Source organism: Sphingomonas populi (assembly GCF_004208535.1).
GTDB classification, from domain to species: Bacteria; Pseudomonadota; Alphaproteobacteria; order Sphingomonadales; family Sphingomonadaceae; genus Sphingomonas; species Sphingomonas populi.
Genome location: NZ_SGIS01000012.1, coordinates 48,947 through 61,315 on the forward strand (window position 1 = coordinate 48,947; position 12,369 = coordinate 61,315).

Below are 12,369 nucleotides of genomic sequence, written 5' to 3' on the forward strand. Positions count from 1 at the left end.
ATGATCAGCCAGACTGTCTCGGCCGCCTCGCCACCCGCGCGGCACAAAGGCTTCGCCTCGCAACTCTATGTGCAGGTTCTGGTCGCGATCGTGCTGGGCGCGCTGCTCGGCCATTTCTGGCCCGATTATGGGGAGGCGATGAAGCCGCTCGGCGACGGCTTCATCAAGCTGGTGAAGATGATCATCGCGCCGGTCATCTTCCTGACCATCGTCACCGGTATTGCCGGCATGCGCGAACTCGGCTCGGTCGGGCGGGTGGCGGCGAAGGCGTTCGCCTATTTCCTGACCTTTTCCACGCTGGCGCTGGTCGTCGGGCTGATCGTCGCCAATGTCGTCCAACCGGGCGCGGGCATGAACATCGACCCCGCCACGCTGGATGGCGCCGCAGTCGCCGATTACGCCGCCAAGGCGCATGAATCGACGCTGACCGGGTTCCTGTTGGGCGTGATCCCGCACACTTTGGTCAGCGCGTTTACCGATGGCAACATCCTGCAAATCCTGCTGGTTGCGATCCTGTTCGGGATTGCCATCAGTCTGGTCGGCGAGCCGGCTGACCCGGTGCTTCGGTTCATGGAACGGCTGAGCCTGATCGTCTTCAAGCTGGTGTCGATCCTGATGCGCGCCGCGCCGATCGGTGCGTTCGGCGCGATTGCCTTCACCATCGGCAAATATGGCGCGGGTAGCCTCGTCAACCTCGGCGCGCTGGTCGCGACCTTCTACTTCACGTCGATCCTGTTCGTGGTGGTGGTGCTCGGCACGGTCGCGCGGCTCAACGGCTTTTCGATCTTCAAGCTGCTGCGCTACCTCAAGGCGGAATTGCTGCTCGTGCTCGGCACGTCGTCCTCCGAAGCCGCGCTGCCCAACCTCATCGAAAAGATGGAGCGCGCCGGCTGCGAAAAGTCGGTGGTCGGGCTGGTCGTACCCACCGGCTACAGCTTCAACCTTGACGGCACCAACATCTACATGACGCTGGCGGCGCTGTTCATCGCGCAGGCTACGGGTGTGCAGTTGACGCTGGGGCAGGAATTGCTGCTGCTCGGCGTCGCCATGCTCTCGTCGAAAGGCGCTGCGGGCGTGACGGGCGCGGGTTTCATCACGCTGGCGGCGACGCTGTCGATCGTGCCGACCGTACCGCTGGCCGGCATGGCGCTGATCCTCGGCGTCGATCGCTTCATGAGCGAATGCCGCAGCCTGACCAACTTCATCGGCAATGCCGTCGCGACGATCGTCGTCGCGCGCTGGGAAGGCGGGCTGGACCGCGAGATGTTGAACGCCGCGCTTGATGGCCGTTCGCCCGCGCGGTCGTCGCCGATGCGCCAGCCCCAGCGCTGACCACCGCCTGATATAACCCTCGGCGGGCGCGCCCTTTTATTTCAGCTACGGCCTGTTGCTGACCGCCACCAACCTGATCGCGGTAGCGCCCAACGTATCGTTTCAGCCCGCCAAGGGCGTGCGCGCCAGCCTTTCTCGCGACCTGGGTGAGTGTCCGGTTCTGATCCGATCCCTGCGGATCATCGCGTGTCGCCACCGCCGGATTGCTGGGCAGAATGCATCCGCTCGTCGCTTCGGGCGCTACGATCAGCCCCTCCCAACCCGCCGTCCTGAACGCCGGTCCGGCCGTGAGCCCCACGATTTCGCCGCCCGCTGCGATGATCCGCATCGTTCGGGAAGGGTCGTGGAGCGCAGCCGGTCGTGCGATCTCAGTCGTAGATCGGTCGCAGTTCGGTATCGAGATGGTATCGGGTCAGCGCCATGGATGCCAGCATGTCCGGCGAGCCATCATATTCCACCGACATCCAGCCTTTGAACTGGTGCTGCTTGAGAAGGCGGTAAAGGCCCTTGAGATCGAGCTCGCCCAAACCGGGTTCCCAGAACCAACGCGTGCCATCGTCAGCAATCTCGGGATCTTGGGCATAGCGCACACTGTCGGGCTGACGCGCGGACGCGGTATCCTTGAGGTGAAAGGTGCTGATCCGATCGTGATAGTCGTTGTAGAACGTCAGCAAATCTTCACCCATGATGGCGACCTGCGCGGTATCGATGCAATAATGCACGAGCTTGGGATCGGTCAGCTCGATAAACTCGCGATGATTTGGCAAGTTTATTGCGCAGAAGAACTCGTTGTGCAGGCCGATCTTGACCCCGTTGTCGGTGGCATAGCGACCGATCTCGTTCATGACCTTTGCGCATTGCTGCACATCGTCCCTGGTGAGGGGTCCCGATCCGTAATAGTTGTTCGTCGGGCAGGTGTTCATATACTCGCCGCCAAACTTGACGATCGTGTCCACCGCCTCACGCCCTGACTTCACGACCTCATCGAAATGATCGACCGCTTGGGATGCGTGTGCGCCGTGGAACATTCCGATCACTTCAACGCCGCGATCCTTGGCGAACGCGGCAAAGTTTTCGGGCGAACCGAACAGCGGCAGGATATCGGCGAGGTCCCACGGAGCGATCTCGATACCGTCAAAGCCTAGCGCCGACTGATATTTTAGAACCGTGTCCCAATCAGAATAATACGCGCTATTCGTCTTATCCTCATAGTAGAAGTCACGGAAGTTATCGATCTGGCGATAGGGTATCGATTTCCAATGACACATATTGGCGTAGCGGATGTTGGGCATTGCGGCGTCTCCGTCCAGCTTAATTTTGCAACGTGTTGAGAAGAGCGCGAATCCGCAGCAGGGCACGGAAGGGGTCGCGTGTCTGGCGGGCACTGCACGTCATCGGCCCCTGATAGCCTAGCCCGTCCAGCAGCGAGATGACCTGTGGGAGGTCAATGCTGCCCGTGCCCGGATCGCGAAACACCTGCGTGGCACGGTTGTCTGGAAACTCGGGGTTTGGGCTCCGCCAGGTCTCCGCCGTGTCTTCAAAGCTGGTGTCGGTCAGATGCACGCAGCCGATACGGTTTGAATGCGCGACAATGAAGTCCGACAGCGAGATGCCGGCGATCGTCAGGTTGGCGGTATCGACGTCGAGCTTTACGCTGTCCGGCAGGGTATCGAGCAACTGGAAAATGCGCTCGCCGCGAAACAGGCTCCAAAACTCGTTGCGCAGCACCAAGCGGACACCCGACGCCTCGGCCTTTGCGGCGAGACCTTGAAGCAGTTCCGTTACCCGCTCGGTGAAACTCTCGGCCTCGGCTTCAAGATTCGGATGATAATGTGCGACCCGCCCGTAATACGGAGACGGGCTGATCGCGAAATACTCGGCACCGAGATCTGCCGCATGCGCGAGCGCCTCATTGGCGAAATGGCCGGTCGCGCCGAAATAGAAGCCAAGGTTATCGTTGCGCATGAAAAGGTTCGGGTCAAAGGTGACGCCGGCAACGCGATAAATGCCGCCCGCGCTCAGAACCTCGCGATAGTTTGCGGCAGTTTCATATTTGGTGTTGATACAGTACCGATTCATCGGAACGCCGCTACGGCCGCCGAATTGCCAGACCGGCTCATAGGGGATTTCTATCGAGCGAAAGCCGCTGGCGCTAATCAGCGGATACAACTCCTCCCAGAAATATTTTCCTTCGTAGCGGTTCCGGTTGGGCTCTTGATAATGACGATTGATCAAGTCTAGGCTGATGGCGAACGCATCAAGGTTCATGGCTGAATTCCGTTTGATCTTGGGCTATGTGAGTCAGTCAGCGAGCGTCTGGCGTGACAGCGCGAACGACTGATCCATAGGAAGCGTCGGGAAATATTCGAGGCCGATGGCGCCCGTATAGCCAAGGTCGCGCAAGGTTTGCGTGACCTTGGTCCAATCGACGTCGCCGGTGCCCGGTTCGTTGCGGTCGGGCATATCGGCCGCCTGCACATGGGCGACCAGATGCATGCGACCGGCCAAGACTTGCGCCATGTCCTCGCCCATTACGGCGCTGTGCCAGACGTCGTACAACAGGCGCAGATTGGAGCTATTGACCGCCTCCACCAGATCGAGGCCCAGTTTGGTGCTGACCAGATACATGGTGGCGAACAGCCGCGTGTTGAGCGGCTCGAGCAAGAGCATGACGCCAGCCGCTTCGGCGGCGTCGGCGGCGGCGCGCAAAGCAATGACGGCATTTTCGAAATGCGCTTCCTCGCTCATCCCTTCGACGCGGAAGCCGGAGGCGACGATCAGGGCCGGCTGGCCGAGCCTGGCGGTGGCGGCGATCGTCTCGCGGACGGCGGTGACCATCTCTTCGCGTTGCGCAGGATCGACGATCGAGCGACGCGGATCGACGCACAGGCTCGTCAGCCGCATCCCTGTTTCAGCGAGCGCATCGGCCAGAGCGTCGATCGGCTTGTCACGCCACAAGTGGAATTCGGCGAGGTCAAACCCTGCCGCCTTCGCGGCGCGCAAACGCGCATCGAGCTCGCCGGCCTCGGCAAAATGCCATTCAATACAAGACGAAAATTCGTAAGCCGCAGACATAGGATCCCTTCCCATTCTACGGCCCCGTGGTGCTGGACGCACCCGTATGCCTGGCGAGGTTGATTCCCCGCTATTTTGTGGTCGCTACTTCGCCTATTTGATCGCTCGGTGCAAGCTGGATCGGCAGGATGGCCGATCGGGAAGCGGCGATTTCGTGCTTTCTGGAGCCAAGCTGCTTAGCGTCAGACCTCTTTGCGGATGATCGAGGGGCTGGCGGCCGCTGACGCCAAACCAAAGACCGTCATCATCGACCCCACCTATTTAAAAGCGCACCGCACGGCATCGAGCGTGTGGAGTTAAAGCGGCGGCCGAAGCGGAACCCCATAACCGTCACTCTGTTAATGTCCCGAATAACCGCGCGTCGCGGCCCTCGACCGGCTCGCGCTCCGACGGCGCGAGCCGGTTCGGCTCGGTTGATACGATTCCGCGATGCTTATTGCTTCACAGTCTCCGCCTCTGCCTTATCCTGTGTGGCGGGACCTGACAGCAAGGCCACGCCTTTTTCCGAAAGCAGCATTCCGATCAACGCCTGCGATAGAGGCATTGGCCGGCGACACGAAAATCGCCGCAAGCGGCATTGCAAAGAAGTAAGCCGGTACGACGAAGTGCAGATAGGCGCCGCCGATCAACCGCCATGCCGATATCCTGCCGGCCCAACGATGAATCGGGATAGTATTGGCTGTCACCATAGGACCTGTCTTGCCACGACCAAACGCGCCGACCAATGCCTCAAGTCCGTCGCGGATTGCGTGGCGTGCGATCGGCAGCATCGGGCTCGGCGCCGCTCGGTGTCGCGTATCACCTTCACCGCGTGGCCGGCGCTCCATAGAGGTCGGGCGCGCCGTCAAACCGAACGTCGATGCGATCGAGGAGGAAGCCCGGATCGAGAGCGACGATGCGGATGCTGTGACGGCCCTTGGCAAGTCGGGAGAGAAACAGAGTCCGTTTCGCCGAGTTCGACAGGACGTTTTGCTTCCATTCGTCACTACGGCCATGCGTCTCGAAATCGAGTGTCCGGGCGGGTCCGTCATCGACGCGGACCGCCACGCGGAGGCCGTTCGCGGAGGTCAGCGCATGAACGGGAAGAGCCTCGACCACCAGATTGGCATCTCCGCTAGTCGCCGCTTCGAACGTGTAGACGAGGGGCGCGCCGTCATGGTCGTCCTTGCGTGACGCGAGGTTCAGCCTGGAGCGCAGGAGCACGCCATGCGATCCGAGGCCGTCGATCCGCTCCCAATCGGCGCTGTCTGTGGACGCGTCGGTGGCGGGAAGCGACACGATGCGGTCCACGTCCACCCCGCTCAGGCCTGCGGCCGGCGTCGCGAGCGTGGCGGCGACCGCGAATATCTGGTCGCCGCAGCGGATCGAGCCGCCATTGATGGGTCCATGCCCGTCATAGAAAAAGGCGACCCGCTGCTGAAAGCCGTTGGCCGGCTGCAGGCTTCCGCGCAACGCCTCGGGCCGAAGCCCGGTCGCGCCGTCGAGCGACCATTCGAGCGGCTTGCCCCAGGTGTAGATCGTCAACGCGTGGCGCGCCGGACGCCCGCTCACGAACTGCAACGCGCCGTCGTCGATCGCGCAGCCGGGCTTCTGTGGAAAGTCCGCCTTCGGATACACGGGTTCAGCGAACACGGGAAGCCGGCGGGGCGCCATGTCCATGATGTTACGCCACTTACCGCCCGCCTGGCGGTTGTACGTCTCCGTATCGGCGACGATGCGCGCATGTGCGGCGCGCGCCTCGTCGGACAGGAGGTTCGCCACCGGCCGGCCTTGGCGGGCGTAGAGCGCGGCGAAATCGAGCTTGAGGTTGCGTTCGTTGAGATTGGCCGCACCGCGAACCGGATACAGCACCAGTTCGAAATAGGCGTCGCGGCGGTCGGCCGGGATGCGGGACGCCAACGCGTCCGCGCGTGACGCCAAGTCCGCATAACGATCGATACGCCGCTGCGCCTCGTCGCCTCCCGACCGCACATAGTCGCCGATACGGATCGGCGTAATCGGCTCCACCTGGCTGAACCCCATGAATTCGGGCCGCCGCTCGAACGCGAGATCGTAATAGTCGGTCAGGATATCGGCGATCGGGCGCCCCAGCGCCTCGCCAAATTGCGCGCTTGCCCAGTCGGCGAGATGCGCCTTCGCCGGGCGGATGAGCGTCTTGTGGTCGAAAGCGGCGTCGAGGAAATATTGGGTGAGATATTCGCCGGGCTTGATGTCCCCGACGTTCACCATCCAGATTTTGTGGGCATCCATCGTCCACGCACGATCGAGCTGCTCGCGGATCAGCGCGGGATGGGTCGTCGCGAGCCACAGATAATCGTGGGGCCGCCCCCAATAGGAGATGTGATAATATAGGCCAGAACCGCCACTGCGCGCCTGCTCCTGCGGGGTCGGGAGCTGGTTGATGTACCCGTAATTGTCCTCCGGCCAGACCAATGTGACGTCGTCCGGCACCTTCAGGCCGAGCGAGTAGAGGTCGAGCACCTCCTTGTAGAGAGTCAGGGCCTGAGGAATGGCGGCCGCCGGGCGCGTCTGGACCTGCGAGAGCAGGTCGCGCTGCACGCCGATCGCCTCAGCCAGCGCGTCGCGCGCGACGGTGGGCGATGCGGCGCCTTCCATCTCCGAATCGTGCTTCCCGCGCAGGCCGACGCTATAGATGTTCTCGAAGCCCTTCACCGCCTGCGCGCGATCGCGCCAGTATCGTACCATCGCGTCCCGGTTGGTGAAGAAGTTGAACGGGCCTTGCTTGGCCTCGTCCCACTCGCGGACATTGTTGCGCATGAGCGGCTCGGCGTGGGAGGTGCCGACCACGATGGCATGATCGCGCGCGGCTTCGGCATTGCCTGCGACCTGATAGAAAGGCTTCGTGCTCTCGTGCATCGCCGGCCAGATGAGGTTAGCCTTCAGGCGCCACATGAGTTCGTAAATGCGGCCGTAGGTCTTGGGGCCGATATCGCCGACGTCCGGCTCGAACGTCTTCGCTGCCCAGGGCTGGAGGCCCCAGTCCTCGTCGTTCAGGAAGATGCCGCGATACTGAACGGACGGGGTATCCGAAAGCCGCGATCCACCATCGACAACGACCTTGCTCCGCCGGCGCGGCGTAACGTCCGCCCACCATTCCCACGCGGAGACCCCCATCTCGCGGGTAAGGTCGACGGTTCCCCAGATCGCGCCACGCGTGTCCGATCCGGCGATGATGAGATAAGTGCGCCCGGCATGGCTGCGCGACGGGAGCGCCACGCGGAGATAGCGTTCCCACTGGCCAGCGAGGGCCGACGCGTCGAGCCCGCTGTCCTTCGCGACGGCATCGAGCAATCCGGTTCCCTTTTGGGCGACGATCACGCAGGTCGCCGCGCAATCGTCCAGCTTCGCGGACAGGCGGGGCTTGGCGCCGGTGACATGCTCCAGGTCGCCGGCCAGCATGGCGGCAGCGAGTGACAGGGGCTTGCCATCGTCATGCACGATCGTGGCGATGGCGCCGCTGTCGAAGAGCGCGACGTCCTGAGCGGAGGCCGGGTCGGCCCCTACACCGATCGCGATCACCATTCCGCCGGCACTGGCGACGGACCGCAGGCCCCGCAAGATAGCTCGCCGAGCGCCGCGTTGATTTACCAACGCGAGGATGCTGCTCTGCGACTGCCCAGAAACCGCATCGTGACAGAGCCGACGTCCAGCATTGTTCCGCCTTTTCATTGCGCGCTTCTCCCCGGCGGCCGTTTACGGTTGAGCTACCAACGTGTCGAGCAGCGACTGACCAAGCCCTGCCCCCCGGCGGCTGGGACCCAATGCACGAAGCCGCTCTGCAGAGACGAAACCGCTGCTGCCCGCCACCGATCGGCAGGTCGGCGCTGCTTGAGATCAAACATCTCGCCACGTCAGCCACGGATCGCCTCCGCTCGTCAGAGCGCGGACCAGCCCCAATTAAAGGTTTCAAACCGCGCCGCTTTATGACAGTTGCATGACATATGAGGCGTGTGACTATACAAGACGGCACCGGGCGACTAACACATGCGGTTTCGCGAAGCGCAGGTACGGACACGCTGCTGGCTCGCGCAATAGCGCGCATCGGAAACGCCGCTTTGGCGCCGATGAAGCCGCAGCCGGAATCCTACGGGGTATTGGCGAGAGCGCCTGCGACCAAGGTGGGGATCATTTTCAATCGTCACGCCCATCGCAATATCGGGCAGGCGCAATCCCTGCCGGATACCACCCAGGCGGTGGACTGGACTTTCCCCCATACCGAGCAGGATTTGCGGAAAGCGCTGGCGCGGTTCGCCGATCGCGGGATTGACGTGCTGGTCGTGGATGGTGGCGACGGAACGATCCGAGACGTGCTCAGCATCGCGCCCGCGTATTTTCGCAGACTCCCAAAACTCGCGATCATTCCTTCGGGCAAGACGAACGCTCTGGCTTTGGACCTTGGCATTCCGATCGACTGGTCGCTCCACGACGCGCTCGGAGCGATCGCAGCGGGGCGCACAAAGCAGCGCAGCCCGATCGAAGTGCGTCATGCCGCCGCCTCGGCGCCGCATTTGCGCGGCTTTCTGTTTGGTGCCGGGGCATTCGTCGAAGCGACGGCAATTGCGCAGGGCGTCCACGGAATGGGCGGTTTCCGTGGCGTTGCGGTGGGTCTCTCGCTCGCGGCCGCGATCGCGCAAACCGTGTTCGGCAAATCGAACAATCGTTGGCGGCGCGGGCTGAAGGTCGGTGTCGCGCTGGACGATGGCATGCGGATCGAGCGGAATTTCTACATCATCCTGGGATCGACGCTGAAGCGCCTGCCGCTTGGGCTGCGCCCATTCGGGCGCGAGCGGGCGGGTTTGAAGGTGCTCGGCGTCGATGCACCGCCGCGCCACGTGCTCGCCACGCTGCCGGCGCTGCTGGCCGGATCGGAATCGGCATGGCTCGAACGGTTCGGCTATCATCGCTGCGCCACGGACAGCGTCCGGCTAACGTTCGACGCCGACTTCGTGCTCGATGGCGAAACCTATCCCGGGGGTGACCTGATCCTCGCGCGCGGCGGTCCGCTCGATTTCGTGGTGCCATGACGATCACGTTGCAAACGGTGGTCGCGCAGGAAATGTTGGTGCCGGTGCCGCAGGAGATCGAAGCGGTGGCGCGGGTGCTGGCGAAGCAGTTGGGCGGTGTCGCCGTGTTGTTCTACGGCTCGGTGCTGCGAACAGGGGCGCTCGGCGACATCCTCGATTTCTACGTTCTCACGCCAAGGTCACGCGGCTCCCTGCTGCGACGCATCGCGCTCGGCAACCTCTGGCCCGACGTCAGCTATCACGAGATACCGGTCGGCGGGCGTACGATCCGCGCGAAGGTGGCAACGATGCCGCTGGCGACATTCGAGCGGGCGGCCACCGGGGCGTTGCTCGACACGACGATCTGGATTCGCTTTGCACAGCCAAGCGCGCTCGTGTGGAGCCACGGGCCGGTGGATCGGCAACGCACGCTCAGGGCGGTGGCCGAGGCGGTCAAGACCGCAGGCCGGTTCGCGGCAGCCCTGGGGCCGCGCCAGGGGCAGCCGGACGAATTCTGGAAAGCCTTGCTGCGCGAGACATATCGCGCCGAGTTCCGCGTCGAACCCCCCGGCCGCGAGACGCAGATCCTCGACTATGCCCCCGAGCGCTACAATCGCCTGCTGCCGCTCGCGTGGCAGGCGAGCGGGATTGCCTTCGATACGGTGGAGGCCAGTCTGGTGCCGTCGCTCGGGTTCGACGAGTGTCGGCGGCTCGTGCAGGCCTGGCTGACACGGTCCGCCGCAGGCAAGCTGCTGAACGTCGCGCGGCTGGTGAAGGCGGCTTTCACCTTCGACGGTGCCGCGCGCTACGGGCTGTGGAAGATCGAGCGGCACACCGGCGTCCACGTCGCGCTGACGCCGTGGCGTGAGCGTCATCCTCTGCTCGCGGCGCCCGGCGTGCTCTGGCACGTCTTTCACGTTGCCGGCAGATGAGTTTCAACGCAGTGATTCTCGCGGGGTCTCGCGGCGGGATCGATCCGGTGGCGGCTTATGCGGGCGTCGCGAACAAGGCGCTGATTGCGGTCGGCGGGCGGACCATGCTTGCCCGCGTCGTCGATGCCCTGCGTGGAGCGGGCGCGGGACGGATTCTGGTCAGCACGAACGATGAGATGGTCCGGCGCGAGGCACTGGCGCTCGGCGCCGAGCCGATCGCTGCCGAGGCCGGGCCGAGCGCGAGTGCCGCGCGCGGCTTCGAACTGGCCGGAGCGCCGCTGCTGTTGACCACGGCCGACCACGCGCTGCTGCGCCCGGAGTGGATCACGGCGTTCCTCGGCGCCGTGGCGGATGACGCCGACGTCGCCGTCCTGCTCGCACGGCGCGAGACGATCGCGCGCGACGCTCCCACAACGAAACGGACTTATTTGCGCTTCGCCGATGGCGACTGGTCGGGCTGCAACCTGTTCTGGCTCGCGACGCCGGCGGCGAACGCCGCGCTCGACCTGTGGCAGCAGGTTGAGCGAGACCGCAAGCGGCCCTGGCGGATCGTCCGGCGGCTGGGCATCATGCCGCTCCTCCGGTACGCGACCGGACGACTGACGCTGGCGAGCGCGCTGGCCGACATCGGTGCCCGTGTCGGGGCTCGCGCGCGCGTGGTCGAATCGTCGTTCGGGCTGGCCGCAGTCGATGTCGACAAGCCGGGCGATCTCGATCTGGTGCGCGGCCTGGTGGAATGATCGCACCGCGCGTTCGGATTTCCGTCTACGATCTCGACCGGACCATCACCAGCCTGCCGACCTGGACGCCGTTCCTGCTCCACGCCGCCAAGGCGATGGCGCCGTGGCGGCTGGCGCTGATCCCGCTCGTCGGCATCGCCGCGCTCAGCCATCGTGATCGCGATCGGCGCAAGGAGGCGATGCACCGGCTGATGCTAGGCGACGCGGTCATCTCGGACGTGGCCGCCGGATTGGCGGAGGGTTTCGCCGAACGCCTGACCCGCGATCACATCCGACCCGGCGCGCGCGGGCAGATGGCAGCGGATCGTGCGGACGGGCGCCGCATCGTGATCGCGACGGCTGCCCACGCCTTCTACGCACGCGCGATCGCCGATCGGCTGGGCGTCGCCGATCTGGTCGCTACGCGAGCGCAGCGGGACGCGGCGGGCGATATCACGCCGCGGCTGGACGGCCCGAACTGCTACGGCATGGCGAAGCGGGCGATGCTGGAACGATGGCTGGCCGGCGCGGGCATCGACCGTGCGACCGCGCATATCCGCTTCCAGTCGGACCATGTTTCCGACGTGTCGAGCTTCGAATGGGCGGACGAGCCGATCGCGGTCAATCCGCACGCCCGACTGCGCAAGCTCGCTGTCGAGCGCGGCTGGACGATCCTGGATTGGGGTGCCTGACGCGATCAGCGTCCGGCGGCGTCCCGCATCGGCGCAATCGAAAACCCCTGACGGTAGTTCATCGCGATCGGGATGGCCGGCGTGTCACGGCGCACCGTCACCACCACGTCGGCATAGGCTGGCTTGAGGTGAAACAGCGAAAGCCTGGGGTTGCGCGAAAAGCCGCCGCCATCGTTCCAGTCGGACTTTCCATTGGCATTGGCATCGTGGCGCACGGCCACCGCATAGTCACCGAAGCGCGGCAGACGCAGGCACACGTCGAGCGAACGGCGCCCCTGAAGCGGGACCTCGACCCGGCGCACCCACTTGCCGGTGGCGAGGAAATCCGCCGGATTGGACCCATAGGCCTGAACCCGCACGCTGCCGTCGCCGGTCTTGAAACCAGTGATATGAACGCGGACGGCGGCTGCGCCCGGGTCGCTGCACGCCACCGCATCCGCGCCCACCACCTGCGCGACCGCCGGGCCGGCGAAACCTGCCATTCCGGCCGCGATAAAGGCGAGCGAGGCCCGCGATGATGATATCTCCATCCGGGATGAGATATGGTTGCGAGCAATGCGTTTCAACGCAGGGGCGCTGTTGCGGAATCGCATGA

At 64.3% G+C, this 12,369-nt stretch carries 11 protein-coding genes and 1 pseudogene; 6 read left to right on the plus strand and 6 right to left on the minus strand.

Translation table 11 applies throughout. The features are described from left to right. A complete protein-coding gene (locus tag EWE75_RS09690) occupies positions 1-1,332 on the plus strand; it encodes a dicarboxylate/amino acid:cation symporter (protein WP_130156868.1) in 1,332 nt (443 codons plus the stop codon). 368 nt (positions 1,333-1,700) lie between these two features. Here the strand turns inward: EWE75_RS09690 and EWE75_RS09695 are convergent, their stop codons facing one another. The 3 genes from EWE75_RS09695 to EWE75_RS09705 are packed head-to-tail and all read right to left on the minus strand — an operon-like array spanning position 1,701 to position 4,407. Then, positions 1,701-2,624 carry a sugar phosphate isomerase/epimerase family protein gene (locus EWE75_RS09695; protein WP_130156870.1) on the minus strand — a complete coding sequence of 308 codons (924 nt, stop codon included), beginning with the start codon at positions 2,622-2,624 and terminating at the stop codon, positions 1,701-1,703. Positions 2,625-2,643: 19 nt separating this feature from the next. Next, a complete protein-coding gene (locus EWE75_RS09700; RefSeq protein WP_130156872.1) occupies positions 2,644-3,600 on the minus strand; it encodes a sugar phosphate isomerase/epimerase family protein in 957 nt (318 codons plus the stop codon). 33 nt (positions 3,601-3,633) lie between these two features. After that, positions 3,634-4,407, minus strand: a complete 774-nt coding sequence (locus EWE75_RS09705; protein ID WP_130156874.1) for a TIM barrel protein — start codon at positions 4,405-4,407, stop codon at positions 3,634-3,636. 195 nt (positions 4,408-4,602) lie between these two features. Between EWE75_RS09705 and EWE75_RS09710 the strand changes: the two are divergent. After that, positions 4,603-4,698: pseudogene (locus tag EWE75_RS09710) on the plus strand (IS5 family transposase); the annotation flags it as partial. A 170-nt stretch (positions 4,699-4,868) separates the two neighbouring features. Here EWE75_RS09710 and EWE75_RS09715 read toward each other — a convergent pair. After that, positions 4,869-5,177, minus strand: coding sequence for a hypothetical protein (locus EWE75_RS09715; protein ID WP_130156876.1), 309 nt, complete (start codon positions 5,175-5,177; stop codon positions 4,869-4,871). A 34-nt stretch (positions 5,178-5,211) separates the two neighbouring features. Then, a complete protein-coding gene (locus EWE75_RS09720) occupies positions 5,212-7,950 on the minus strand; it encodes a glycosyl hydrolase 115 family protein (protein WP_130156879.1) in 2,739 nt (912 codons plus the stop codon). Positions 7,951-8,546: 596 nt separating this feature from the next. On the opposite strand from EWE75_RS09720, the gene EWE75_RS09725 reads away from it, so the two are divergent. From EWE75_RS09725 to EWE75_RS09740, 4 genes are read left to right on the plus strand one after another with little or no spacing between them, the layout of a single operon-like run. Beyond that, complete coding sequence (locus tag EWE75_RS09725; protein ID WP_165388330.1) at positions 8,547-9,452, plus strand: diacylglycerol/lipid kinase family protein; 906 nt, start codon at positions 8,547-8,549, stop codon at positions 9,450-9,452. Further along, positions 9,449-10,363 (plus strand): hypothetical protein, encoded by a 915-nt coding sequence (locus EWE75_RS09730; protein ID WP_130156883.1) that lies wholly within the window; start codon positions 9,449-9,451, stop codon positions 10,361-10,363. Before EWE75_RS09725 ends, EWE75_RS09730 begins: the two co-directional genes overlap by 4 nt. After that, positions 10,360-11,103 (plus strand): nucleotidyltransferase family protein, encoded by a 744-nt coding sequence (locus EWE75_RS09735; RefSeq protein ID WP_130156885.1) that lies wholly within the window; start codon positions 10,360-10,362, stop codon positions 11,101-11,103. Before EWE75_RS09730 ends, EWE75_RS09735 begins: the two co-directional genes overlap by 4 nt. Then, complete coding sequence (locus tag EWE75_RS09740) at positions 11,100-11,774, plus strand: HAD family hydrolase (RefSeq protein ID WP_130156887.1); 675 nt, start codon at positions 11,100-11,102, stop codon at positions 11,772-11,774. The genes EWE75_RS09735 and EWE75_RS09740 overlap by 4 nt, the downstream gene beginning before the upstream one ends. Before the next feature lie 5 nt (positions 11,775-11,779). On the opposite strand, the gene EWE75_RS09745 is transcribed toward EWE75_RS09740, so the two are convergent. Then, positions 11,780-12,256, minus strand: coding sequence for a DUF2141 domain-containing protein (locus EWE75_RS09745; protein WP_231708291.1), 477 nt, complete (start codon positions 12,254-12,256; stop codon positions 11,780-11,782). Between the last annotated feature and the right edge of the window lie 113 nt (positions 12,257-12,369).

Excerpts from the sequence above, each read along its gene's own strand:
- EWE75_RS09690 (WP_130156868.1), top strand. The coding sequence starts at position 1 with ATGATCAGCCAGACTGTCTCGGCCGCCTCGCCACCCGCGCGGCACAAA.
- EWE75_RS09695 (WP_130156870.1), bottom strand. The coding sequence starts at position 2,624 with ATGCCCAACATCCGCTACGCCAATATGTGTCATTGGAAATCGATACCC.
- EWE75_RS09700 (WP_130156872.1), bottom strand. The coding sequence starts at position 3,600 with ATGAACCTTGATGCGTTCGCCATCAGCCTAGACTTGATCAATCGTCAT.
- EWE75_RS09705 (WP_130156874.1), bottom strand. The coding sequence starts at position 4,407 with ATGTCTGCGGCTTACGAATTTTCGTCTTGTATTGAATGGCATTTTGCC.
- EWE75_RS09715 (WP_130156876.1), bottom strand. The coding sequence starts at position 5,177 with ATGCTGCCGATCGCACGCCACGCAATCCGCGACGGACTTGAGGCATTG.
- EWE75_RS09720 (WP_130156879.1), bottom strand. The coding sequence starts at position 7,950 with ATGGTGATCGCGATCGGTGTAGGGGCCGACCCGGCCTCCGCTCAGGAC.
- EWE75_RS09730 (WP_130156883.1), top strand. The coding sequence starts at position 9,449 with ATGACGATCACGTTGCAAACGGTGGTCGCGCAGGAAATGTTGGTGCCG.
- EWE75_RS09735 (WP_130156885.1), top strand. The coding sequence starts at position 10,360 with ATGAGTTTCAACGCAGTGATTCTCGCGGGGTCTCGCGGCGGGATCGAT.
- EWE75_RS09740 (WP_130156887.1), top strand. The coding sequence starts at position 11,100 with ATGATCGCACCGCGCGTTCGGATTTCCGTCTACGATCTCGACCGGACC.
- EWE75_RS09745 (WP_231708291.1), bottom strand. The coding sequence starts at position 12,256 with ATGGCAGGTTTCGCCGGCCCGGCGGTCGCGCAGGTGGTGGGCGCGGAT.